Origin of the sequence: Pseudomonas sp. Pse35 (genome assembly GCF_024519715.1) — a bacterium.
Taxonomy (GTDB): domain Bacteria; phylum Pseudomonadota; class Gammaproteobacteria; order Pseudomonadales; family Pseudomonadaceae; genus Aquipseudomonas; species Aquipseudomonas paracarnis.
In genome coordinates this window covers 1-23,358 of sequence record NZ_JALJRP010000021.1, presented here as the reverse complement: position 1 = coordinate 23,358, position 23,358 = coordinate 1, and the positions used below count along the sequence as shown (strand labels likewise).

At 58.9% G+C, this 23,358-nt stretch carries 20 protein-coding genes, 1 tRNA gene and 1 pseudogene; 8 read left to right on the top strand and 14 right to left on the bottom strand.

All coding sequences use genetic code 11. The features are described from left to right. Positions 1-55: 55 nt before the first annotated feature. The 3 genes from OC445_RS17835 (at position 56) to OC445_RS17825 (ending at position 1,429) form a co-directional block, all read left to right on the top strand. Positions 56-229: a hypothetical protein gene (locus OC445_RS17835; RefSeq protein WP_014719228.1), complete on the top strand. Its 174-nt coding sequence runs from the start codon at positions 56-58 to the stop codon at positions 227-229. Beyond that, complete coding sequence (locus tag OC445_RS17830; RefSeq protein WP_198790812.1) at positions 210-557, top strand: hypothetical protein; 348 nt, start codon at positions 210-212, stop codon at positions 555-557. The genes OC445_RS17835 and OC445_RS17830 overlap by 20 nt, the downstream gene beginning before the upstream one ends. 302 nt (positions 558-859) lie before the next feature. Beyond that, positions 860-1,429 (top strand): type 1 glutamine amidotransferase family protein, encoded by a 570-nt coding sequence (locus OC445_RS17825; RefSeq protein ID WP_034126170.1) that lies wholly within the window; start codon positions 860-862, stop codon positions 1,427-1,429. A gap of 294 nt (positions 1,430-1,723) precedes the next feature. On the opposite strand, the gene OC445_RS17820 is transcribed toward OC445_RS17825, so the two are convergent. Genes OC445_RS17820 through OC445_RS17810 form a run of 3 tightly spaced genes read right to left on the bottom strand, consistent with a single transcriptional unit; the run spans position 1,724 to position 6,824 of the window. Next, a complete protein-coding gene (locus OC445_RS17820; RefSeq protein ID WP_198790813.1) occupies positions 1,724-2,818 on the bottom strand; it encodes an HlyD family secretion protein in 1,095 nt (364 codons plus the stop codon). Then, a complete protein-coding gene (locus OC445_RS17815) occupies positions 2,811-4,448 on the bottom strand; it encodes an MFS transporter (protein ID WP_198790814.1) in 1,638 nt (545 codons plus the stop codon). The genes OC445_RS17820 and OC445_RS17815 overlap by 8 nt, the downstream gene beginning before the upstream one ends. Positions 4,449-4,487: 39 nt before the next feature. Further along, complete coding sequence (locus OC445_RS17810; RefSeq protein WP_198790815.1) at positions 4,488-6,824, bottom strand: membrane-bound PQQ-dependent dehydrogenase, glucose/quinate/shikimate family; 2,337 nt, start codon at positions 6,822-6,824, stop codon at positions 4,488-4,490. Positions 6,825-6,916: 92 nt separating this feature from the next. Here OC445_RS17810 and OC445_RS17805 point away from each other — a divergent pair, with 92 nt between their 5' ends. Both OC445_RS17805 and OC445_RS17800 read left to right on the top strand, forming a co-directional pair. Continuing rightward, complete coding sequence (locus OC445_RS17805) at positions 6,917-7,822, top strand: LysR family transcriptional regulator (RefSeq protein WP_054922574.1); 906 nt, start codon at positions 6,917-6,919, stop codon at positions 7,820-7,822. A 93-nt stretch (positions 7,823-7,915) separates the two neighbouring features. Further along, positions 7,916-8,590, top strand: coding sequence for a MarC family NAAT transporter (locus OC445_RS17800; protein WP_198790816.1), 675 nt, complete (start codon positions 7,916-7,918; stop codon positions 8,588-8,590). Between the two features lie 135 nt (positions 8,591-8,725). On the opposite strand, the pseudogene OC445_RS17795 reads toward OC445_RS17800, so the two are convergent. The 3 genes and pseudogenes from OC445_RS17795 to OC445_RS17785 all read right to left on the bottom strand — a co-directional run. Next, positions 8,726-8,922 (bottom strand): annotated as a pseudogene (locus OC445_RS17795) (ParA family protein); the annotation flags it as partial. 121 nt (positions 8,923-9,043) lie between these two features. Further along, positions 9,044-9,119 (bottom strand) — tRNA-Asn (locus OC445_RS17790). A 33-nt stretch (positions 9,120-9,152) separates the two neighbouring features. Then, the gene (locus OC445_RS17785; protein ID WP_198790817.1) at positions 9,153-10,076 is read right to left on the bottom strand and encodes a LysR family transcriptional regulator; all 924 of its coding nucleotides are present in this window, start codon (positions 10,074-10,076) and stop codon (positions 9,153-9,155) included. A gap of 99 nt (positions 10,077-10,175) precedes the next feature. Between OC445_RS17785 and lldD the strand changes: the two genes are divergently transcribed. Both lldD and OC445_RS17775 read left to right on the top strand, forming a co-directional pair. Next, positions 10,176-11,306 (top strand): FMN-dependent L-lactate dehydrogenase LldD, encoded by a 1,131-nt coding sequence (gene lldD, locus OC445_RS17780; RefSeq protein WP_262020236.1) that lies wholly within the window; start codon positions 10,176-10,178, stop codon positions 11,304-11,306. 411 nt (positions 11,307-11,717) lie between these two features. Beyond that, positions 11,718-12,644 carry a GGDEF domain-containing protein gene (locus tag OC445_RS17775; RefSeq protein WP_198790819.1) on the top strand — a complete coding sequence of 309 codons (927 nt, stop codon included), beginning with the start codon at positions 11,718-11,720 and terminating at the stop codon, positions 12,642-12,644. A gap of 134 nt (positions 12,645-12,778) precedes the next feature. Here the strand turns inward: OC445_RS17775 and OC445_RS17770 are convergent, their stop codons facing one another. The 7 genes from OC445_RS17770 to OC445_RS17740 form a co-directional block, all read right to left on the bottom strand. Continuing rightward, positions 12,779-13,552 carry a TenA family transcriptional regulator gene (locus OC445_RS17770; protein WP_233097308.1) on the bottom strand — a complete coding sequence of 258 codons (774 nt, stop codon included), beginning with the start codon at positions 13,550-13,552 and terminating at the stop codon, positions 12,779-12,781. Positions 13,553-13,630: 78 nt separating this feature from the next. Then, positions 13,631-16,093 carry an EAL domain-containing protein gene (locus tag OC445_RS17765; protein ID WP_034126162.1) on the bottom strand — a complete coding sequence of 821 codons (2,463 nt, stop codon included), beginning with the start codon at positions 16,091-16,093 and terminating at the stop codon, positions 13,631-13,633. A 71-nt stretch (positions 16,094-16,164) separates the two neighbouring features. Beyond that, complete coding sequence (locus OC445_RS17760) at positions 16,165-17,967, bottom strand: ABC transporter ATP-binding protein (RefSeq protein WP_072447997.1); 1,803 nt, start codon at positions 17,965-17,967, stop codon at positions 16,165-16,167. After that, a complete protein-coding gene (locus tag OC445_RS17755) occupies positions 17,960-18,595 on the bottom strand; it encodes a DsbA family protein (RefSeq protein ID WP_032896046.1) in 636 nt (211 codons plus the stop codon). Before OC445_RS17755 ends, OC445_RS17760 begins: the two co-directional genes overlap by 8 nt. A gap of 3 nt (positions 18,596-18,598) precedes the next feature. Further along, on the bottom strand, positions 18,599-19,540 hold the full coding sequence (locus OC445_RS17750; RefSeq protein WP_014719256.1) for a rhodanese-related sulfurtransferase: 942 nt from the start codon (positions 19,538-19,540) through the stop codon (positions 18,599-18,601). Between the two features lie 101 nt (positions 19,541-19,641). After that, positions 19,642-19,935, bottom strand: coding sequence for a BolA family protein (locus tag OC445_RS17745; RefSeq protein ID WP_054896313.1), 294 nt, complete (start codon positions 19,933-19,935; stop codon positions 19,642-19,644). Between the two features lie 6 nt (positions 19,936-19,941). Continuing rightward, complete coding sequence (locus OC445_RS17740; RefSeq protein WP_014719258.1) at positions 19,942-20,460, bottom strand: DUF2059 domain-containing protein; 519 nt, start codon at positions 20,458-20,460, stop codon at positions 19,942-19,944. Between the two features lie 196 nt (positions 20,461-20,656). Here OC445_RS17740 and OC445_RS17735 point away from each other — a divergent pair, with 196 nt between their 5' ends. After that, complete coding sequence (locus OC445_RS17735) at positions 20,657-22,039, top strand: class II fumarate hydratase (RefSeq protein WP_057977022.1); 1,383 nt, start codon at positions 20,657-20,659, stop codon at positions 22,037-22,039. On the opposite strand, the gene OC445_RS17730 is transcribed toward OC445_RS17735, so the two are convergent. After that, positions 22,036-22,992, bottom strand: a complete 957-nt coding sequence (locus OC445_RS17730) for a DMT family transporter (RefSeq protein WP_054922648.1) — start codon at positions 22,990-22,992, stop codon at positions 22,036-22,038. The genes OC445_RS17735 and OC445_RS17730 overlap by 4 nt on opposite strands. Between the last annotated feature and the right edge of the window lie 366 nt (positions 22,993-23,358).

Sequence of the window (23,358 nt, the reverse complement as noted above, 5' to 3'; positions counted from 1 at the left end):
GTTAACCCCGTGCTGCTTAGGCTAAGGCTCTTCTTATCCAGAGCTCGTCACCGTCATGAACCTGTATTCGATGATCAAAGGGGTGCTGTTAGCCGTGATTTTCCTCGCGCTGATGGTGGGCATCCTTCCACAGCAAACTCAGTTGGTACGCATGGGAGGCAGTGGCTGGTTTCTGATTGGCCAGAATGTTGAGCAGACAGGGTCGTGTCATGTCGCCCGTGCGTCGTGATGAGCTGGGCGCCAGCTATGCCAGCCAGTTGGTCGTCTGCGTGGTGCTGGTTATTGGTGTGGCGGTTTCGATGGGCGTCTATATCGCGCGCTTGAATGCGCACCTCGATGAGCAACGCAACCTGACCTCGGTGTATCTGCCTGACTGCCCTGACGGCCGGGGTGGTTTTATGGTCTATCCCGATGACAGGCGCAGTGGTGACGAGTGCTACACCGCGCAGGAAGATGAGTCGATCGATGTCGATGAGCTGCAGCGGCTATCAGGCTGGAACCTTGCGCAACGGTTCGACTCCATCCCGCCAGCGGTTCAATCACCGCGCACGTTTTGAATGCACGGCCTTTATGCTTACCCAGTGCAGGCGCTGGGCCGCTCTACAACCGCTGCGCTGGAGGCAGACTTGCTGCCCAACGGCGAGTTGTGCAGCGCACCAGAACACCCTCTCAACCTTTCACGCCTGAATATACCGCCGCGTTGATCACTGTCATTGTCAGTTGAAACACATACTGCCAATCCTCCACCACACCACCCATCACCCCCGCTGGCGAGTACACTCGACGGCAATGCCCACCAGGACAACCCTACTGGGCAGGTTGCTGCTGATTATCATGGAAACTTGAGAAGGACACTCAAATGGTACGTGCCGTTACTATCCTCACCGAGAATTTTTCTGACTGGGAGCCCGCGCTGATCAATTCCACGGGCCGTGCCTACTATGGCTTCGAGACTTGTTTTGCCGCTCCCGGTGGCAAGCAAGTGACATCATCCGGTGGCATGACCATTATTCCCGACCTGGCCATCGAGGCCATTCGGCTGGACGATGTCGACTTGCTGATTGTGCCGGGAGGCCCGATCTGGAGAACAGACAACGCCCCCGCCATCGAGGCGCTGGTCCGTGAGGCTCACGCCAGGAACATCGTCGTGGCGGGAATCTGTGACGGTACCCGCGTACTGGCCAAGGCTGGAGTGCTGGATCACTTGCAGCACACCTCCAACTCCGCTGACAACCTCAAGCAGGTGCATTATCGCGGAGCAGATTATTACCAAGACGTACCGTACGCCGTTGCCGACCAAGGTGTGGTCACGGCTCCTGGCAGCGCGCCGGTCAGTTTCATGGCCCAAATTCTCGACACCTTGGGTTTGAAAGACAAGAAGCTGGATGCCTACCTGGCCATGCATGCGGCTGAACATATTCACGGCTGAACCCTTTCGCTTTTTCTCTCCCCTCTCCTCGGCGCTGCGGCCTGTTACCGGTCCGTAGCGCGCTTCACCGTTGAACCGCTCCTCCAATACCCAAAGCGGCAGAACCGATGCTGAACATGATTGAGTGGTGGATATGTCTGAACATGCCGCCTGACGAGGTCAACAAAATCGCCCGGTTCCCGAACTCAATGATGCTCAAAAAGCGCTGATGCTTTCAGCTCGTAAGAAGTCAGGGAAATTCACGGAGGGGTCCTGGGGACTCTCAACAGCAACTGAATGCTGATAGCCGCCTCCTCACCGATGACGCGTATCGACATCGACCTCAACCGACATGCCCGGGCGCAGCGAAGACTCGAAAGGCTGGTCCGGATCAACAGATATGCGCACCCCGATACGCTGCGGTACCTTGACGAAATTGCCCGTTGCATTGTCCGGCTTGAGCACCGCGAATTCCGAGCCCGTCGCTGGTGAGAGCCGCTCGACATGCCCCTTTAGCGTCGCCCCTCCTAACGCATCAATCCTGAGCGTCGCGATCTGCCCGGGCGCAATAGCCTTAGTCTGCGCCTCCTTGTAGTTCGCGACTATCCAGTGATCAGCGGGCACTACCGACATCAATTGTGTACCGTGGGTCACGAATTGGCCCAACCGCACGCCCACTTCTCCGAGCACGCCATCCTCCGGCGCCTGGATGACCGTGTGATTAAGATCAATCTGAGCCGCACGCAGTTTTGCCTGTGCCACCCGCACCTGGGCTTCCAGACCTTCACGGCCGACATCCACGGTACGCAACTCCTCCCGAGCAATCGACTCTTGCGCACCCGCCTGCTGTACCTCGGCCCGGGCTTGACCGAACTCGGCTCGTGCCTGGTCGCGCTCGCGCGTAGAAATGGCGCCATCCATGACCAACGCGTTTGCGCGCTGCATATCAGCGCGGGCACGCAATAAGCGCGCCTGCGCACCGGCCGTAGCTGCAACTTGACTCTCGATGCCCGCCATGCGAGCAGCGTGCGCCTGCTGGTTGTTGGAGAGGTCGGCCTTGGCGACGGCAAGATTGGCCGTCGCCTCATCTACCTGCGCCTGATAGACCTCATCGTCAATACGCACAAGGACCTCGCCCCGCTTGACCTGCGCGAAATCCTGCCCGGCCACCTGGACGATATAGCCGCTGACCTGAGGGGCAATCACCGTGGTTCGCCCCCTCACATAGGCGTTATCTGTCTGTTGCAAACCTGCGTCAAAAGGCGGCAATTTCCAGATGTACAGGACGATCGTAATAACGCCAATCGCAGCCAGCACCATGATGATGCCTTGCAAACGGCCCCTCGGCGGGGGCGACCAATGAGAAGCAGTGTGTTCAACATCTGATGGAACAGTCATGGAATCAGTCATTTACGATCTCAGGCTCGCGACGGATGCGCGAGAGGAAAAAAGCCGACATTTGCAGATAAAACACATATAGCGCGGTGCCAAAAGCCAGCACGGACACGATGCAAAAGACGTCATTGAACGCCAGTACGCGGGCCTGCTGCTGCAACGCTTGTCCAAGCAGCTTGCTGCCGTGCTGCTGGAGCTGTGCCGGGTCGGTTATATGACCCGACAGTGACGCCTCGCCAATCGCGAGGCGCGTTACGACAAGAGGATTGGTGAGCGGCGTACTGTCCGCCAGACTAGCGGTATGGGACTGGGTTCTGATGAACTCGTAGCTGCCCATTACAGCCGACCCTGCCACGCTGCCGATACTCTGGCTCGCCCCGAACAAAACCACGAGCGTGACCATGTACTGCGGTCCCTTCGCGAACAGTTTGAGGAAGCCAAAGATCAAGGCAGGCCCGATGAACAGCGTCGCCCCGAACCCAATCAAACACTGGCTCAGGTACAGTTGCGGCGCACGCGTAAGGCTGGTGGATTGCGAGTCCAGATACGCTCCCGTTGCGATAAACAACGCCGCGACCATGACCTGCCAGGGGATACGTTTGGGCGACAACGTCAGGCAAGCGACGACGATCCCCATCAGCATCGACACCAGTACGCACGCAAACAGGACACGCAACTGATCGTTATTGAGCCCGCCCATTGATAGCAAACCTACCGAGCCGAAAGTCTGCTCGGCCAGCGATAGCCGAACCAGCAGCGCAATCGCAACAAAACGCATCAAGTCGAAACTGCCCAGCCATTCCAATTGCAACAGCGGCTGACGCCGACGTCGTTCAATGAACACCACCGTCACCAGCAACGAGATAGCCGCCACCAGCATCCAGCCGAGAAAGGGCGCGTCGGTCCACCAATAGCTCCGGCCGAGGCCAAGCACACCGGCAAACAGCAGGAAGGATGAAACCAGCAATACAATCACGACTGCGTCCGAGGCAGAAAACACACTGGCCCTATCACTGCGTGGCAAAGGCACCGCCAACGTCACACCCAACACCGCCATACCAATGCCTAGATTCAACAAGTGCAGCCCCAGCCAATGTTCCGAGGCGAGAAATTCCACGGGAATCATGCGCGCCACCGGCGATCCTATCTGGGTAAGCCCTACGCTGATAATCAGGGCCATCGGCTGGGCCGATGGGGCTAGGGCCTGCATCAGATAATAGGTACTCAAGGCGATCAACGTCGCGCACATCAAGCCGTTGATCGCCGTGGCAATGACCGCAGTTGTCAGAGTGGGCCACAGTAACTGCAGCACGCAGGCAGCGATGTAGGTACCGACAATGCTTGCCGTAACCAAAGGGATTCCGAACTGTATCCGGGCCTTGACCAAGGTCAGGTTGGCGCTGGCATTGATCGCCAGAAAAATTGCCACCAACCATGAGACCTGAGCCGTGTACTCACCAATAGAGCCAGAGATTACGCCTAGATTGCTCGCCACCAGGCCGTTGCACAGCGTCGTGCAGGTTCCGAGGAATAAGCCTACGACAAAATATATGCCACGCCTGGCCGGCGACAGCCTGGGCTTATACGGACTGCCCGCCATCGCCGGTTTCTCGTCAGCTTTGAACACGTATTCAGCGCTGGCCATGTGCAGGTAACGCCTTCTTTTGCTGTCGCTGCAGACGCTTCACGGTTGGGATGTCGGAAGGCTGAAGGCCATTACATAGTCACCGGTGTCGGGAGAATGCGCTGCCCCGCCTACGGAGATGACAACGTACTGTTTGCCCGTCGTCGACGAGACATAGGAGATCGGCGTGGCGCTGGAGCCGACCGGTAATTCATGCTCCCAGACGAGTTTGCCACTTTGCCCGTCGTATGCCCGGATGTAGTAGTCCTGATAACCCGCAAAGAATACGAGGCCGCCTGCCGTGGTCATCGTTCCTGCATAAGTTGGCATGCCCATGGGCATGGGCAGGTGTGATGCGATACCCAGTGGCCCCAATTGCTCTGTGGTGCCAGCCGGCACTTGCCAGGCCACCTTGTGCGTATTCAGATCGACCGCCGTGACGGTCCCATAGGGTGGCTGGTTGCACGGAACCCCTAGGGATGACATCCAGATATAAATGGCTTGACCGTAAGGTGTTTTCAACTGCGGTGACGGCCCATGTCCACTCACCTCGATCTGGTGGGATTTTGTCCAAGTATTGAATTCATCACGAGGCATCAACCAAAAGATGTTTGGCACCCGGATATCGTTCATGTAAGCCAGATGATTAACGGGGTCGTAGGAGACGCTACCCCAGTTGAATCCTCCGATATTGCCGGGCTGATCCAGCGCCTTGGTCAGACCGATCGGCGTGAAGTCCCCCTCGTAGCGCAGTTGTTTGAACATGATGCGGCACATGAGTTGGTCGAACATGGTTGCCCCCCACATCTTCTTCTCGGTGAGGTGTTCGGCACCGATAGTCGGCATCCCTACCGAATAAGGCTGTGTAGGCGAAAGCTGTTCTTCAGGTACCGCACCGGCCGTAGGCACGGGCTTTTCGACGACGTCCGCAATCGGCTCCCCGGTGGCGCGATTTAGCAGGAAAAGCTGGCCACGCTTGGTGGTTTGCAATACCCCGGGGATGGTTCCGCCTTGGCCGTCAGGCAAATCGACCAGCGCGGGTTGAGAAGGCAAGTCGTAGTCCCAGATGTCGTGATGGACGGTCTGAAATTTCCATTTCGGGCGACCGGTCATGATATCGAGGGCGACGAGGGAAGAGTTGTATTCATCCGAGTGCGGTGGTCGCTCCATGCCGAAGTAATCCGGCGTGGCATTTCCCAGCGGCGCATAGATAAGCCCCAACTGGTCGTCATAGGCAGCGGCGGTCCACATGTTGGGCGTGCCGGGCGTGTAGGTCTGCCCGGCCGGTGGCAAGCCGGTTATGTCCGGGTTGCCCAGGTCCCACGCCCATGCCAGTGCGCCGGTGCGGGCATCAAAGGCGCGGATCACACCTGACGGCTCACCGCGACTGTAGTTATCAACTACCCAGCCACTGATAATAATGTAGTCGCGCGCCACCAGCGGCGCGGAGGTCTGAAAGTAGAACCCAGGCTTAACGTCGCCCATTCCCTGCTTCAGGTCGACGACGCCGTTGCTGCCAAAACCTGGGCACTGCTTGCCGGTCTTGGCGTCTAGTTCGATCAAGCGCGCATCGATGGTGGAATTGACGATTCGTTCCGCACAGACGCCATCAGCCGGCGCCTCCTTAAGTTTGTAGTAACCCAGGCCGCGACAACGGTTCCAGATAGGAGATGCACTATGGGTATCGAATTTCCAACGTTCTATCCCCGTATCTGCATCGATGGCAGCAATGCGATCATCGGGTGTGCAAGTGAACAACGTATCTTCAATTTGCAATGGGGTGTTCGAATCCACGGCGCCATTGCCCAGCCCGATCTTCGCGCCGGTACGATAGGTCCAGGCCAGTTTCAGGTCCTGAACGTTGTCACGGTTGATCTGCGTAAAGGGCGCGTAGCGCGTCCCCGCCGTGGTTCGGCCATATGCGGACCAATTCGAAGGTGTGGTGTTTGTGGCTGCTGCAGTAAAAGGTGTGCCCGAGACAGGCGAGACGACACCATGTGGAGTAAAGGCAAACCCAAAGAACACAGCCGTCCCTAATAACGCTAGTACACCCAGGCCGCGTATCCGACGCCGGGAGTCCGCAGGCGACCAAGTGGATAACAGGAGCAAGCCGATGCTCGCCAACGCTGCCGGTACGAGCAGGCGTGGAAACAGCGCCCAATAGAACGTGCCTGACTCCCAGAGCGCCCATGGAACACTCAGCACGGCAACCGCTACCAGCAGCCATACTCCACAAACTTGCCTACGCCAAAGCATGACGCCAGCGCTCAGATAGGCCCATCCGGCCAGCACGTAATAAAACGATCCGCCAAGGGTTAAGAGGTAAGCTCCACCTAACAATAGCCCCAGCCCCATCAAGGCAACTAGGCTGGCAAAAATACGATTTATCGAGGTCACAGTTGAACTCCTATACGCTAAATGGCTCTCAGACTTTGTGATGATAGTGTTAGACTATTAACTTTAGCCATGCCATATGGAGCAACTATACATTGCATAAAAGCAACGCCATGTGGAGCGAATACCACACCTTCCTCGTTGCCGCGGAAACACTGAACTTCAGCCGTGCGGCTGAACGGCTTGGGCAGAACACTTCAAGCATCAGTCGCGCCGTGACCCGGCTGGAGGAGCACCTGGGTCTGCGCTTGTTCAATCGGATGCCCTCTATGCGATTGACGGACCCGGGCGAGCGGCTCTATAGCGAAATCGCGCCCTTGTTCGAAGGCCTTCAAGAGGTCGAAAGCGCGATCAAGTCGGATGATGGAAAAATTAGAGGACGCATCCGGGTCGTCGGATCGCCCGAGGTTGTGCACTGGTTTATCAACCCGGCTATCGCTCGAATGCTGGAAGAACAGCACGAAATTCATTTTGAAGTGGAGGCCAGCACACGCGTGCCAAACCCCCTTGAAGAGCCAGTGGATGTCTACTTCAGTCATCGCCGCGCCGAAGTGATTAACAAGTCGCTGGTTGCTCGGCCAATCTGTTCAATGCCACAAGGGTTATTCGCTTCTCCCCTGTTACTGGCCGGCAGGAAACCTCCCCGTGTACCGGACGATCTCTTGCAATGGCCCTGCCTTGGGCGTCAGGGAGAACCCGAGTGGGAGCTGATCGACCCCCAAGGACATAAACACCTGACGCCGGTGCAAGCCATCCTGCTTGCCACACCGAACGATGCGCGCATGGATCTTACTCTGCGCGGACTTGGCATCGCGCAGTTCAATTTGCCCAGCGCCAATGACGCCGTAGAGAGCGGCAAACTGGTACGTGTTTTACCTGGCTATACCCTCCAGAACATGTCGCTGTATGCTTTTCTACTTTCACGGCGCTTGATTCCGCAGGCGGTGCAGATCTTTCTGCGCTACACCACGGAAGAGGCAAAAAAATACTTTCCTGATTGAGTCCTGACTTGATATCGGTTCGTTAGGGCAGATGTCGTACGACCTTAATAATCTTATAGCCTCCTATTCGTTGCATAACCGAGTAAAAACACTATGGGTAATTACTTTCATCATGTTCTTATTGGACTATTAGCCCTGCTTCCTATGGCCAATCCTCTAACTAGCATCTCCCTTTTACTAGGTCTTGGAGGAAAGCTGCCTACAATAGAGCGTAACCGGCAAATCCTGAAGGCAAGCTTGTATGTAGCTCTGATTATGTTTGTCAGCTTCTACGGGGGCAGCCTGGTAATGCAGGTATTCGGAATATCTGTACCCGGTTTGAGAATAGCCGGAGGCCTGATCGTTACCTACATCGGTTTCGCCATGCTTTTTCCAGCAACGACACCTGACGAAACGGAGGTTCAAAAAGATTTCCTTTCAGAGAAAGAGAAAGCAACCCCACATTTCCGCGATCTGTCATTCGTACCTTTAGCTCTTCCTGGTGCAGCAGGCCCAGGCACGATAGCGCTGCTTATCAGCTCCGCCTCTACCCTGCAGTCGACCTACCAGACCCTGCCACTCGTCATTCACCTTGCAGCCGCAACCGTATTCATCATTACTGCGCTTATTTTCTGGATAGCTTTACGATGTTCGGGGCGAATCATGAAAGTGCTTGGTGAGTCAGGAATCGATGCAATTTCCCGCGTCGTTGGTTTTCTACTGGTTTGTATGGGCGTTCAGTTCGTTATCAATGGTGGTTTTGAGTTAGCGTCTATACCTATGCACTGAATCATAGCTTTTTATAATAGTGAATTATTAAAGGCCGTTGATACTTCCGCGGCCACATTCGCTAGCAATTTTATCAAATGCCTGGCTCGGCGCTTCACCTCATTACCGACAGAAGAAAGCGCTCCGCGGAGGCATTTCATTATTAACGATCAGTTGGTAGGTCCCGCCCGGCGCCTCACGCATTAGCGTATAGAACAAGGACAGTGACGGCTGGGATCGAGATCGATCAGTAAGGTCCAATGACACGCGTCGGCGCAGAACGCGCCTAGATTGGCGCCAACCGCGGTTTTCCCCGGCCCGCCTTTGGTTGAAACGACTGCAGCGACTTTCATTGGCCTTACCTCTGAATCGAAGGATTAGAGATGGCATCATGGGAACCGCGCTAAGCGTTTGGTTTGCTGGGTCAAATCCCAAGCAAAAAAAAGCCTGCATCTCTGCAGGCTTTTCTCTATCTGGCTCCACGACCTGGACTCGAACCAGGGACCCAATGATTAACAGTCATTTGCTCTACCAACTGAGCTATCGCGGAATGCGCCGTATGTTACTGATTAAAAAGAAGAAGTCAAGCACCCTCAGAAATTTTCCGCCAATTGGCCCGCTGTTCGCTTGAATACGACGGTTCCCTGGCCAGTTCCAACCAGGCCCGCGCTGCCGGTGGCAAGTGGGCGCTGGCGCGCCAGGCCAGGGCGATGTGCCAATCGGTGTGGGGTTCGTCCAGGGGGATCAAGGCGATGCCGGGGTGTTGGTGTTTGTGCGCCAGCATCCGGGGCAGGAAGGCGACGCCCAGCCCGGCGGTGACCAGGTCGACGATAAAGTCTATTTGCCCACTGCGAGCGGTGACTTTGGGTGTCACGCCTTTGCGTTCACAGGCGCTGAGGATCTTGGCATTGAGGGCAAAGCCGGCCTCGAACAGGATGAAGGGTGAGTCGGCCAGGTCGGTGAAGTCGATACGCTCGCGCCGGGCCAATGGGTGGCCCATGGGCAACACGGCGATCAACGGCTCGTTGCGCACCGGTTGGTAGTCAAAACCTTCATCAACCGGCAGCAGCAAGGCGGCGAGGTCCACCTCCCCTGCTTCCAGGCATTCGCGCAGCCTTTTACTGCCGTACTCCGTCAGTTCGATGTCGATGCCCGGGTAACGGCTGCGGTAAGTGGCGAACATCGCCGCAAACAAGACTCCGCACCCTACCGGCGGCAGGCCGATGCGCAGCACGCCGCGCTGGAGGCCGCGCAGGTCGTTGATTTCGGCCATCAAGTCGGTGCGTTCGGCGAGCATCACCAAGGCGCGGCGGTAGGCAATTTCGCCAGCGGCGGTGAGTTCATTCCTGTGGCCGAGACGATTGAGCAACGGCATGCCCAGTTCGTCTTCAAGGGTCTTGACCGCTTTGCTGACGGTGGACTGGGTCAGGGCAACCACTTCGGCCGCCTGGGAGAATCCGCCCTGGCGCACCACTTCGACAAACGCACGCAAGGTTCGCAGGTTCATCAGTATTCCTTTGGCGACTGGATGACAGTGATAAAAGTTGTTTTCATCATGGCATAACTTTGCTTAGGGTGTAGCGCTTTGCCCAGGGAGACACTGTTGATGATCATCTCGTCCGCTTCCGATTACCGCGCTGCGGCCAAGCGCAAGTTGCCGCGCTTTCTGTTCGATTACATCGACGGCGGTGCCTACGCCGAGCACACGCTTCGCGCCAACAGTTCGGACCTGGCCGAGATCAGCCTGCGCCAACGCATCCTGCGCAATGTCGACAACCTGAGCCTGAGCACCAACTTGTTTGGCACGGAACTGGCGATGCCGGTCATCATTAGCCCGGTCGGGCTGACCGGCATGTATGCGCGACGCGGTGAAGTGCAAGCAGCCAAGGCGGCGGCCAACAAACACATCCCCTTCTGCCTGTCGACAGTGTCGGTGTGTTCGATTGAGGAGGTGGCCTCGCAAAGCCCGCAGTCGATCTGGTTCCAGCTGTATGTGCTCAAGGATCGCGGCTTCATGCGCAACGCTCTGGAGCGGGCGCAGGCAGCTGGCGTGACCACCCTGGTGTTCACGGTGGATATGCCCACACCCGGCGCACGCTACCGCGATGCGCACTCGGGCATGTCTGGCCCCTATGCAGCGCAGCGACGCATGTTGCAGGCGGTGACCAAGCCGCAGTGGGCCTTCGATGTGGGCTTGATGGGCCGCCCTCACGACCTGGGCAATATTTCCAAATACCTGGGCAAACCCACCCACCTGGAGGACTACATTGGTTGGCTGGCCAACAACTTCGACCCGTCCATCAGTTGGAAAGACCTGGAGTGGATCCGCGAATTCTGGAAAGGCCCGATGATCATCAAGGGCATCCTCGACCCCCAGGATGCCAAGGACGCGGTGAGTTTCGGTGCCGACGGCATCGTGGTCTCCAACCATGGCGGCCGCCAGCTCGACGGGGTGCTGTCCACGGCCAAGGCGTTGCCGCCGATTGCCGAAGCGGTGGGCGATGACTTGACCGTGCTGGTGGACTCCGGCATTCGCTCCGGGCTCGACGTGGTGCGCATGCTCGCCCTGGGCGCCAAGGCGTGCCTGCTGGGGCGCGCCACCGCCTACGCGCTGGCCGCCGAGGGCCAGCATGGGGTAGAGAATCTGCTGGACATCTTCGCCAAGGAAATGCGCGTGGCCATGACCCTGACCGGGGTCACCTCCATCGCGCAAATCGACCGTACCACCTTGGTCTAGTGGTGATGGGTGCGGTGTACTTTGTTCACGAATAACGAAGCGTTGTTTATTTGCGACAAGCAACTCGCCCCACCGAAACAGTTACGTCAACCGGGCCGGCGGCAACGCTGGCCCAAATCAGCCAAATAACTGGCGCCATGCTTTAACGGACTTTTCTTATTTAAAAATTAGTTAATTGATTTATAAGTATTTTTCCCAACTAAAGACACTTGGCATGAATCTCGCTCTAGTACTGTTCAAGCAGGTTCGGCGATGACAAGACGTGCGGCAGTGCCATGGGGTTATAACCCAATGAAAAGCGGTTTAAACTGTTTCCAATGTTTTACGGAACTGAAGGATCAGTAAGACGCTTGGCACTCGCCACCCTCATCCCGCCTGTAAGACAGCCCAGTGCTTAGAGGCCACGCGCTTATGAAAACCCCCACCCAGACCAACGCAATTGACTTTGACAGTGCCAAATTGCAACGCCTGGGATTTGGCCAGCCATCCTTGCGCCCACGCCGCCCCGCCACCCTCGCCGAACTTCGCCAGCAACTGAACCAGCAGTTGCAGACCAGCCTGGAGCCGGAGCGCATCCTGGGCCTGTTCTTTCGTGAGGTTCAGCGCCTGGTTCCGCTGGACGTGTTGCAATACCGTCACGCCGCCAGCGACCTGCGCCTGGAGTTTGGCCACCGGGGTCATCACTCCGTCAGCTACACCCTGAGCCATGAAGGCGAACACCTGGGGGAACTGGTCTTTCGTCGCAACCAGCGGTTGCTTGAAGAAGAACTGAGCCAACTCGAACTCCTGCTGGTGACCCTGCTTTATCCGATGCGCAACGCCCTGCTCTACCGCGCCGCCACCCGCAGCGCCCTGCGTGACCCGTTGACCGAAACTGGCAACCGTGTGGCCATGGACCAGACGCTGCAGCGAGAAATCGACATGGCACGCCGGCATTTGCACCCGCTCTCTTTGTTAATGCTGGACATCGACCACTTCAAGAAAATCAACGACACCCATGGGCATGCTGCGGGCGACAGCGTACTGCGGGCCGTAGCCGGGGCGATCAAACGCCAGCTGCGCAACGTGGACATGGTGTTTCGGTTTGGCGGGGAAGAGTTTTTGATCCTGCTCTCCAACACCGGTCGCGATGCCGCGAAAATGGTGGGAGAACGCCTGCGCCAGGCGGCGCAAGCCCAGGACTACTGGGTAGAGGGCACGCGAATCGAACTGACCGTGAGCCTCGGTTGTTCTACGCTGCTGGCGGCCGAGTCGGCTGAAAGCCTGCTGCGCCGGGCCGACAATGCGTTGTACGTGGCCAAGCGCGAAGGTCGCAATCGCTTGGCGATGGCGGGATAAGGCCAGTTGTGGCGAGGGAGCTTGCTCCCGCTGGGGCGCGAAGCGGCCCCATTTTTTATTTAAAAAGAATGGGCCTGCTACGCAGTCCAACGGGAGCAAGCTCCCTGGCCACAAATACCATCCGAACCGTTACATCACGCCTCGCTGGCGATGCGCACAGGGCGCTCGCGAACGGCTGGCGCCTTGTCTTTTTCCGCATTCTCTAGACGCATGCAGCTTTCCAGGAACAAGTGCATGTAGTCGTAGCTCTTGCACACCGCCTGGCGCAACTCTTCCTGCAAGGCCTTGCTCGGGTTGGTCCCGGCCAGTGTGCAGATGATTTCCAGGGCTTCCCAAGGGTGGGCATCGTCGTATTGGGCGTGCATCTTCAGCCACTTCATCGCCCGCTTGCGATCTTCCTCAGGGAAGGCGGCAGCATACACACCGGTAGAGCAGACCACGGCGGACCACTCCCCCGTCGCCCCCTCGATCGCGTAGTTGGTGGCGGCAATCGCGACGATCAACGCATCCGCCGAGCTGGTGTGCCAGCACCAATGACTCAGGGCGTGCAACTCGGGCGGCACCTCCTGCGCTTGGAGTTCTTCAAGGCTGACGCCGTGAGCCCGCGCCCAATGGACCCAATAGTCGGCATGGTTGAGCTCCACGCGAATGTTGCGCATCAGCCAACGGCGCGCCATATCCTCCCCAGGATGGCGGGCAAACTTGGTCTTGGTCAGGTTCTGCGCCATGTACAAGGCAAACTGTTCCACCACCGGCCAACCACCAATCAGGTAGTGGCGCATGGTCTTGGCGCTGAGGGCGTTGTCGCGCATGCGCTGGTACAGTTCGTGCTCGACAACCCGACGCTTGCTCTCGCTACAGTCCTGGATCAGTTGCTGCGCCCAGGCGGGGTAACTCGAGGCTTCCATAAGCGGGCCGGTTCTGTTGAATGTGTCGATCACTGTGGGGCTCCTTTTCAAGTGTGATTGTACAGACCAGCAAATGTTTCAGCGGAAAGTGCCGGGCGCCTTGAATAACAGAGGCTGCGGCCGCTCAGGTCGGCACTGCAGGCTATCAAAGGTAAACAATTGCGGGCGTTCAATCAGGTAGCCCTGAGCGTAATCCACACCTATCTCAAGTAAAGCCTGTTCGATCTGGGGTGTTTCAACAAACTCGGCAATCGTGCGCTTACCCATGACGTGGCCGATGTGGTTGATCACCTCGACCATGGCGCGGTTAATCGGGTCGTCCAGCATATCCTTTACGAAACTTCCATCGATCTTCAGGAAGTCTACAGGTAAATGTTTCAAATATGCGAATGAGGACATTCCGGCGCAAAAGTCATCCAGGGAAAAATGGCACCCTAACGCTTTGAGTTCATTAATAAATCGAATCGCACTGCCCAAATTGGCTATAGCGCTCGTTTCAGTTATTTCAAAACAAATCATTTCCGGTGGAATGCTGTAACTATCGAATTTCTGACGTAAAAAACCCAAAAAGTCATCATCGCCAATGGTGATGCCTGACAGATTAATCGCACACATGGCCATGGGTCGGCCCGGACGCTCATGCATGCAGCGGGCGATAATCTTGAATACGTTTTCCACTACCCAACGGTCCAGGGACGTCATCAAACCGTAACGCTCGGCCGCCGGAATAAAACTGTTGGGTAAAATGATCCGCCCCGCTTCGTCATGCAGGCGCAGGAGAATTTCGATGTGCCCATTGCCAGCGTCGGTAGGGCCCAACGGCGCGATCTCCTGGGCGTAGAGGCAAAAGCGATCTTCCTCAAGGGCGATATGCAGCCGCTGTACCCAGGCCATCTCGCCAAACCGCAGAGACAATTCCGAGTCGTCGACGTGGTAGACCTGCACCCGGTTGCGCCCCTTTTCCTTGGCCATGTAGCACGCCATGTCGGCGGCGCGCAGGGAGGTTTCCAGGGTGGTCGGGGTTTGCGAGATATGCACCAGTCCGATGCTGACAGTGGTCATGAAGGGCCGCCCCTTCCACACGAAGTGCAAGCTTTGCACGGTATGGCGCAGGCTCTCGGCGATTTTTTCCGCCACCGGCGCCGGGCAGTTTTCCAGCAGGATGCCAAACTCGTCGCCGCCCAACCGAGCCAGGGTATCGCCTTCGCGTAAGTCTGATTGCAACAACGCGCAGATGTGACGCAACAATTCATCGCCTGCCGCGTGGCCACAGGTGTCATTGACTAGCTTGAACTGGTCGAGGTCGAGGAACATCAAGGCATGTCGCCCACTTTGCTGGCGCGCGACCTGTTGCAGCACCTGTTCAAGGCGGAACTCGAACTCGCGACGGTTGGCCAGGCCGGTCAAGGCGTCATGGGTGGCCTGCCAGGAAAGATTGGCGATGTACTGGCGTTCCTGGGTCATGTCGTGCAGCACCAGGACCGCACCGCTGATCTTGCCGGCGCTGCGGATCGGCGCGCCCACCAGGGTGACCGAGACCGTGCTGCCGTCCAGGCGCTGGATCAGCTTGGAATGCTCGCTGCCGCCGCTGAACTGGCCCTTGACGATGTGCTCAATCAGGGTGAATCCGTCGGGCTCGGCGTTTTCATTCAAAAGCTTGAACAACGCCGCCAGCGGCAGGCCCTGGGCCTGCTCCGAGCGCCAGTGGGTCAAGGCTTCAGCGGCAGGGTTCATATAGGCAATGGCCCCGTCGACATCGGTGGTAATCACCCCGTCGCCAATCGACTCCAATGTAATCTGCGCCCGCTCCTTCTCCGCTTGCAGCGCATCGGCAAAGGCATGACGCTGGGCCAGCAGCTTGTGGGTGCGCAGCAGCGCCAACACGATCAGGCCCAAGGCCGTCGCCAGGTTGGTGATCAACAACAGGCGCAGGATCATCCGCGAACCTTCGCCCAGGGCATCGCTGAACGCCTTGGCGGCGGGCGTCACCCCTTCATTGATGGCCGTGATGCGCGCCTTCCAGCTATGGACATCGTCACTGCTGACGTAGCCGGAGGTAATGGCGCCGTGCATCTCCTGGGCCAGCTCATCCAACTGCAGCAGATAGCCGTCGCCCACCGTCCACAGCTCAATGGCTTTTTCCAGGTAGCTGAAATGGCGGAAGTTGAGGTACAGCCAGATCAGGCTGGAAACGTCGTCCGGATGGTTGCCGCCCTTGAGGATACCCAGGCGCGCGGCCTCCATGTCTGGATTGGGACGGTCCAGGGCAATGCGCAATTCATGCCCACCCTGGGGCACGGCAATGGCCTGCTGGTATTTGAGGTAGGTGGCGTCGTTGCGGTTATCGGCGTAGAGGGTCAGGTAGTAGATGGCATCCTTCTGGCCCTTGGACCACAGGCTTTCGCCCGCCACATAGCCCCGCACTGCCGAAAGCACGTAGAGACTGACGCAGCCTAACAATGCCTGGAACAACACGACGGCGATGAAGGGCCAGACAATACCCAACAGGCGTGGCGTTCCGAGAGTCCGCTTTTGCTTCATGAAGTCCCTTACACATGCACAGCTTAATACGCACGCGAAAATCCGCTCCCGATAGCACAGCCTAAGCTAAATCAACGTACTTGTTGCAAGTGTCCGTACAGTTTGGCGTACAACCCACCATCGGCAATCAACTGCTGATGGTCGCCATCCTCGGCGATGTGCCCGCCATCGAACACCAACACTCGGTCAGCCTGCTTCACCGCAGACAGCCGGTGGGCGATGATCAGTGTAGTACGCCCGCTGAGAAACCGCGCCAGTGCCTGGTGCAGGTTGTATTCGGTCGCCGCATCCAATGCAGACGTGGCCTCGTCCAGAATCACCACTTTAGGCTCGGCGAGCACCATGCGGGCAATCGCCAGGCGTTGCCGCTGGCCACCGGAAAAGCGCACGCCCGAACGCCCGACCACGCTGTCCAGGCCCAAGGGCAGTGCCTTGACAGTAGCATCCAGTTGGGCGATTTCCAGCGCCTGCCAGCAGGCTTGATCGGTGCGGGTGCGGCCCATGGTCAGGTTGGCGCGCACGGTATCGTTGAACAGCGCCGGGTGTTGCAGCACCACCGCGACGTTTTCGCGGATGGTCTCCAGGCCGATCTCCTGCTGGGTGGCAGCACCAAAACGAATGCTGCCGGACTGCGGTGTGTAGAGCCCCAGCAACAGTTGCACCAGGGTGCTTTTACCGCCGCCGCTGGCGCCGACAATTGCCACCTTTTCACCCGGTGCGATGGCCAGGTTCAACTGGTTGAGTACCAGGTCTTCGCCGTAGCCGAAGTCGAGGCCACGCACTTCGATGCCGACCGTCTCGCGCCCGCTGAACGGGTCTGCGCCGCCTGGATATTGCGGCTCATCGGCACGCGCCAGCAGCTCGTTGATGCGCGACAGCGCGCCGCCCGCCGCGTAATAGGCGTATTGCAGGTTCAGCAGTTGTTCCACCGGGCCAATCATGAACCACAGGTAACTGAACACCGCGAGCATCTGGCCGATGGACAGGTCGGAAAACAGCACGGTGAGCATGGCCGCGGCGCGGAAGATGTCGATACCGAACTGGAACAGCAAGCCACTGGCGCGGCTCGACGCGTCGGTTTTCCACTGGGAATGAATGGCGTAGTCACGCACTTCCTGAGCACGCTGGCCCAGCCGCCCGAGGAAAAAGCCTTGGCGGTTGCCGGCACGTACTTCCTGGATGGCATCGAGGGTTTCAGTCAGCGCCTGGGTAAAGCGTGAAGTACTGTCGTTTTCCAGCTTCTTGAGGTGCTTGACGCGCTTGCCCAATTGCACCGTGGCGTAGATCACCAACGGATTGAACAACAGGATCAACAACGCCAGTTGCCAATGCATCCACACCAGGATCGCCGAGGTGCCGACCAGGGTCAGCATCGCCACCAGGAAGCGACTGAGGGTTTCACCCACGAATTTGTCCAGGGTGTCCAGATCGGTCACCAGATGAGTGGTGACCGTACCGCTGCCCAGGCTTTCGTACTCACCCAGAGAGATACGCTTGAGACGCTCGATCAGCCGCACGCGGATGCGGTACACGATGTCCTTGGCCAAGCGCGCAAACAGCCGCGCCTGCACCACGTTGAACACCAGCGCGCCGCAGCGCAGGGCCAGGGTGACCAAGAGCATCAGGCCGATATAGCCAGCGGCTTTTTGCCAACCCAGGGGCAGCGCGTGGTTCATCACCTTGAGGGCGGCATCGCCATGGCCCAGCAGCACTTCGTCCACCAGCAACGGCAATAACAGCGGGATAGGCACGCTGCACAGGGTGGCGAGCACGGCGACACCGTTGGCGACCCACAGGGATTTCTTGTGGCGCAGGGCCAGGCGGCGAATTTCTGCCCAGGTCAGGCGGTCGGTGCGTGGAGGCTGTTCATACACAGGCAGCTCGCTCCAGCCATCGACCCAGTAACGGCGACAGCTCGGACAGCGGCTGGTAACCATTGGTCAGCAAGGCCAACTGGCCGTTGCGCTCGGCCAGCAGGGTCGGGAACCCGGCAATGCCCAGGTCCTGCACCCAAGTGAAATCGGCCGCCGTGGCCGCGTGCTGATCGGCACGGTCGAACTCGCCGGCAAACTCGATACGTGGAATACCGGCCTGTTCGGCCAGCTCCACCAGCACAGGGGCGAGCGTCACGTCCCGGCCTTCGACATAGAACGCACGCTGGATCAGCCCCAGCAGCTTCCAGGCGCAATCCGGCGCCAGGCTGCGTGCGGTGACGATAGCGCGGCATGCCGGCTCCGTGTCGTAGACAAACCCGTCGGGCAATGCGCCTTCTCGCTTGAACGGCTGGCCGGTGGCGTCGGTGACGGCCTGCCAGTGTTCAAGGATGTAGCGCCGGGTAGTCGGCTCCAGCGCCGCGCCGCTGCCGGTGCGCAAGCCGCCCACCACCAGGTGCACGTCCACGCCGGCCGCCTGGGCCTGCTCCACCAGCGCTTGTGCCACCGGGGCAAAGCCCCAGCACCAGGAACACATCGGGTCCATTACATAGAGCAGGCGCGCAGACATGGCTCAGGCCTCGGAAGGGGTTTGCTTGTAGTTGTAACCAATCGGGTGCGGCATGTTGCGGGCCTTGGCCAGTTCGATCTGCTTCTGGCGGTCGATCGCACTGCGACGAGTCTTCTCCGGCAGCTTATCCCAGCAATGGGGGCAACTGATGCCCGCCACGTAATGCTCGGAGGCGCGGTCTTCTACGCTCACGGGTGTGCGGCAGGCATGACATTGATCGTAGTCGCCTTCACTCAAGTCGTGGCGCACGGTCACGCGATTGTCGAACACAAAGCAGTCGCCCTGCCATTTAGTTTCTTCCTGGGGCACCTCTTCGAGGTACTTCAGGATACCGCCCTTGAGGTGGTAGACCTCATCGAAGCCTTCGCTGAGCATGTAGCTCGACGCCTTCTCACAGCGAATGCCGCCAGTGCAGAACATGGCGACCTTCTTGTGCTTGGCCGGGTCGAAGTTGGCTTTGATGTAGTCGGGAAATTCGCGAAAACTGGTGGTTTTCGGGTCGATTGCGCCTTCAAAGGTGCCGATGGACACTTCGTAGTCGTTACGGGTGTCGATCAACAATACTTCCGGGTCGCTGATCAGCGCGTTCCAATCCTGCGGGTCGACGTAGGTACCCACCTTTTTGTTCGGGTCCACGCCTTCGACACCCAGGGTCACGATCTCTTTCTTGAGTTTGACCTTGGTGCGGTAGAACGGCTGGTCGTCGCAGTAAGACTCTTTGTGGTCGATGTCGACCATGCGTGGGTCTTTCTTGAGCCAGGCCATCAGGCCATCAATACCTTCGCGGCTGCCGGAAACGGTGCCGTTGATGCCTTCTTCGGCGATCAGCAAGGTGCCTTTGATGCCGTTATCGACCATCGCCTGCAACAGGGGCTCGCGCAGGGCGACGTAATCTTCGAGGGTGACGAACTTATACAGTGCCGCCACGACAATCGGTTGAGTCATGGGTGTTCTCTCCAGGTGGCTACCCTCGTAAGGGGTGAACCGGATGCAAAAAAAACGCGCCGGCTAAGCGGCGCGTTGCGGATTCTATCAGGGTTACCCCATCAATGTCCGCCGGCGCAGGTCGGCGAGGCCGGGGCTGCGTCGATTGTCGCCCACTCGTCGGGCGTATAGGTATGCAGCGCCAGCGCATGGAACTCGCTCATCAGATCACCCAGGGTGGCATAGACCTTCTGATGGCGCTTGACGCGGTTGAGCCCCTCGAACTGCTGGCTGACCAGCACGGCCTTGAAGTGGGTCTGCAACCCACGGCTGTGCATGTGGCTTTCATCCAGCACGCTCAAGTGTTGCGGGGCCAGGGCGGCAAGGGCCGTTTCGATACGCTGTTGCATGGTCATTCCTGCTTACTTCTTCTTGGCCGGTGCGGCGGCTTTTGGCGCCAGCTCGTTGGTCATGTCTTCCAACAGCTTGTTCACCACCGGTACGGCGCTTTCCAGCTTGGCCTGGGTCATCTGGGCCGATTGCTGGGTCAGCTGGGGCATTTTTTCCAGGACTTTCTTGCCAAGTGGCGACTGGTAGAACGCTACCAGGTCCTTGAGCTCGGATTCGCTGAAGTTGGTGGTGTAGAGCTTGACCATGTCAGGCTTGAGCTTCGGCCAGCCGATGGCCTGGTCCAGAGCGGCGTTGGCCTTGGCCTGGTAGCTGTCCAGTACCGACTGCTTGGCGGCAGGCGCCTTGGTCTGTTCGAAACGCTGGGCGAACATTTGCTGCACTTGCATGTACACCGGGGTCCCCAGCTTGTCAGCATGGGCCAGGGTAAGGAAGGCTTCGGCACTGGCGTTGTGGCTGGCGGTATCGGCAAGAACCTGGCCGCTGGCGCAAACCAGAGCAACCGCGGTACAGATGGCACGAAGACGAGTCATCGAGTTTCCTTTTCTAGCAGGCGAGGTAAGACCCCAAGGGCGACCATTCTGCGCCTAAAAAACCTCGCGGCTCAACCCCACTCCTTGGCAAGCCCCGGTTTCACGGGGCGCGATGGCACAAATGCGCTTTTAGGGAACCCACGCTGGCCGCCAGGGCCTAAACTGACCAATCACGACTGCATAAGGAGGGTGACCGATGAGCCGTATCGAAACCGACAGCCTGGGGGAAGTACAGGTCCCTGATGACGCCTATTGGGGCGCGCAAACCCAACGTTCGCTGGTCAATTTCGCGATTGGCGAGCAGCGCATGCCGCTGGCGGTATTGCATGCCCTGGCCCTGATCAAGAAGGCTGCGGCGCGGGTCAACGACCGCAACGGCGACTTGCCCGCCGATATTGCCCGCCTGATCGAGCAGGCTGCCGACGAAGTCCTGGACGGCCAGCATGACGACCAGTTCCCGCTGGTGGTCTGGCAGACCGGCAGTGGCACCCAGAGCAACATGAACGCCAACGAAGTGATCGCTGGCCGCGCCAACGAACTGGCCGGCAACAACCGCGGCGGCAAGAGCCCGGTGCACCCCAACGATCACGTCAACCGTTCCCAGAGTTCCAACGACTGCTTCCCCACCGCCATGAGCATTGCTGCGGTGCAAGCGGTGAACAAGCAACTGCTGCCGGCAATCGCCACCTTGTCCGGTGGGCTGGCAGAATTGGCCGCGCGGCATATGAAGCTGGTCAAGACCGGCCGTACCCACATGATGGATGCCACACCGATCACCTTCGGCCAGGAACTTTCGGCGTTTATCGCCCAGCTCGATTACGCCGAGCGTGCGATCCGCAGCGCCCTGCCCGCGGTGTGCGAGCTGGCCCAGGGCGGCACCGCCGTCGGCACCGGCCTCAATGCCCCCCATGGCTTTGGCGAGGCGATTGCTTCCGAGCTGGCCGCGTTGTCGGGTCTACCCTTTGTGACCGCGCCGAACAAATTCGCCGCCCTCTCCGGCCATGAGCCGCTGGTGACCTTGCACGGCGCGCTGAAAACCCTGGCCGTGGCGCTGATGAAAATCGCCAACGACCTGCGCCTGCTGGGTTCCGGCCCTCGCGCCGGGCTGGCCGAAGTCAAGTTGCCGGCCAACGAACCGGGCAGTTCGATCATGCCCGGCAAGGTCAACCCCACACAATGCGAAGCGCTGTCGATGCTGGCCTGCCAGGTGCTGGGCAACGACGTGACCATCGGCATGGCCGCCAGCCAAGGGCACTTGCAGTTGAACGTGTACAAACCGGTGATCATCCACAACCTGCTGGAGTCGATCCGCCTGCTGGCCGATGGCTGCAACAACTTCCAGGAGCATTGCATTGCCGGTCTTGAACCCGACGCCGAGCAAATGGCCCAGCACCTGGAACGCGGACTGATGCTGGTCACCGCCCTCAACCCGCATATCGGCTACGACAAGTCAGCCGAAATCGCCAAGAAGGCTTACGCCGAAGGGCTGACACTGCGTGAGGCTGCACTGGAGCTGGGCTATCTCACCGATGCCGAGTTTGACCAGTGGGTGCGCCCGCAAAACATGCTCGGCGCTTAAACCGACATCCGCAGCCGCCGGGCCCTGAGCCCGGCGAGCAGCGAAGGCGCCAGCGCCACCATCGCCGAGCCAGTCACCACCACCAAAGCCCCCACATACCCCAAGGCATTGATCTCTTCGGCTTGCACATAGTCCGGCCACAGCCAGGCCGACACTGCCACCGCCACAAAGGTCACCAACGGCGTCAACGCCAGGGTCGCACTGACCCGCGAGGCTTCCCAATGCGCCAGGGCTTCGGCAAATGCGCCGTAGGCCACCAGCGTATTCATGCAGCACGCCAGCAGCAGCCAGCCTTGCAACGGGCTCAACTGCAACGCCTCCAGCGGGTGCGCCCAAGGCGTGAGCAACACCGCGCACGACAGGTAGATCACCATCATCACCTGCAATGAATTCCATACCGTCAGCAACTGCTTCTGCCCCAGTGCATAGAACACCCAGATGGTGGTGGCGAGCAGGATCGTCAGCACACCGGCGGTGTAGGTGCCCATGGACGTCAGCAACTCCACCAGGCGTTGGTTGAAAAACAAGCCAAAGCCTGCGATCAGCACCATCAGCCCCACCCCCTGCCCCAGACTGAAGCGCTCCTTGAACACAAACACACTGGCAACCATCAGAAAGATCGGGCCCATCTGCACCACCAACTGCGCCGTGCCGGGGCTAAGCATTTTCAGGCCAACCAGGTACAGCACGTAGTTGCCCACCAGGCCACACACCGCCATGCCCACCAGCCACCCACCCTTGGGGCCAAGCACTTTGCGGCTGGGCAGGCGTTTGGTGGCGGCCAGGTAAACGAACAGGCACGTGCCCGCTACCATGAGGCGAAACCAGGTCACGGTGATCGGGTCCATCACCTGCAACACTTGCTTGAGCTTGATCGGGAGAATGCCCCACAGAAACGCGGTCAGCAGGGTCAGGAAGAAACCGTAGACCCAGCGGCCGGAAGAGATGTGCATGAGTGCCCCAGATGCCAGAGGAAGTGGAGCAGGCATTCTAGGGGCAAGTCACTGAGTTCGGATACGTCACAGTTTTGAGTGTGGGAGCTTGCCTGCGATGGCCATACGCCCACGGTAACCACGATGCGAAGCGAGTCGCTCTTGATTTTGCTCTTGATCTGCTTGTGATCGTGATCTCAGGCGCCCCGTTAAACCACGCTGGCCGAACGCAGGCTTGAATTCGTGGGTAACCCGGCAGGACGCCGGGTTAGCCGCCCCGCGCCATGGATGGCGCGTGGCGGCGGCCCACGGATTCAAGCCTGCGTTCGGGCACACCGAGCCTAGGCGAGGTGCCGAGTGGTGGGGCAAGAGCGTTTTGCTTACTTT

What these genes read in the sequence shown, in the direction of transcription:
- OC445_RS17765 (WP_034126162.1), bottom strand. Translation starts at nt 16,093, where the DNA reads ATGAAGCAAAAGCGGACTCTCGGAACGCCACGCCTGTTGGGTATTGTC.
- OC445_RS17835 (WP_014719228.1), top strand. Translation starts at nt 56, where the DNA reads ATGAACCTGTATTCGATGATCAAAGGGGTGCTGTTAGCCGTGATTTTC.
- OC445_RS17755 (WP_032896046.1), bottom strand. Translation starts at nt 18,595, where the DNA reads ATGTCTGCGCGCCTGCTCTATGTAATGGACCCGATGTGTTCCTGGTGC.
- OC445_RS17820 (WP_198790813.1), bottom strand. Translation starts at nt 2,818, where the DNA reads ATGACTGATTCCATGACTGTTCCATCAGATGTTGAACACACTGCTTCT.
- OC445_RS17825 (WP_034126170.1), top strand. Translation starts at nt 860, where the DNA reads ATGGTACGTGCCGTTACTATCCTCACCGAGAATTTTTCTGACTGGGAG.
- lldD (WP_262020236.1), top strand. Translation starts at nt 10,176, where the DNA reads ATGATCATCTCGTCCGCTTCCGATTACCGCGCTGCGGCCAAGCGCAAG.
- OC445_RS17745 (WP_054896313.1), bottom strand. Translation starts at nt 19,935, where the DNA reads ATGACCATGCAACAGCGTATCGAAACGGCCCTTGCCGCCCTGGCCCCG.
- OC445_RS17775 (WP_198790819.1), top strand. Translation starts at nt 11,718, where the DNA reads ATGAAAACCCCCACCCAGACCAACGCAATTGACTTTGACAGTGCCAAA.
- OC445_RS17815 (WP_198790814.1), bottom strand. Translation starts at nt 4,448, where the DNA reads ATGGCCAGCGCTGAATACGTGTTCAAAGCTGACGAGAAACCGGCGATG.
- OC445_RS17750 (WP_014719256.1), bottom strand. Translation starts at nt 19,540, where the DNA reads ATGACTCAACCGATTGTCGTGGCGGCACTGTATAAGTTCGTCACCCTC.
- OC445_RS17830 (WP_198790812.1), top strand. Translation starts at nt 210, where the DNA reads ATGTCGCCCGTGCGTCGTGATGAGCTGGGCGCCAGCTATGCCAGCCAG.
- OC445_RS17785 (WP_198790817.1), bottom strand. Translation starts at nt 10,076, where the DNA reads ATGAACCTGCGAACCTTGCGTGCGTTTGTCGAAGTGGTGCGCCAGGGC.
- OC445_RS17800 (WP_198790816.1), top strand. Translation starts at nt 7,916, where the DNA reads ATGGGTAATTACTTTCATCATGTTCTTATTGGACTATTAGCCCTGCTT.
- OC445_RS17770 (WP_233097308.1), bottom strand. Translation starts at nt 13,552, where the DNA reads ATGGAAGCCTCGAGTTACCCCGCCTGGGCGCAGCAACTGATCCAGGAC.
- OC445_RS17740 (WP_014719258.1), bottom strand. Translation starts at nt 20,460, where the DNA reads ATGACTCGTCTTCGTGCCATCTGTACCGCGGTTGCTCTGGTTTGCGCC.
- OC445_RS17730 (WP_054922648.1), bottom strand. Translation starts at nt 22,992, where the DNA reads ATGCACATCTCTTCCGGCCGCTGGGTCTACGGTTTCTTCCTGACCCTG.
- OC445_RS17735 (WP_057977022.1), top strand. Translation starts at nt 20,657, where the DNA reads ATGAGCCGTATCGAAACCGACAGCCTGGGGGAAGTACAGGTCCCTGAT.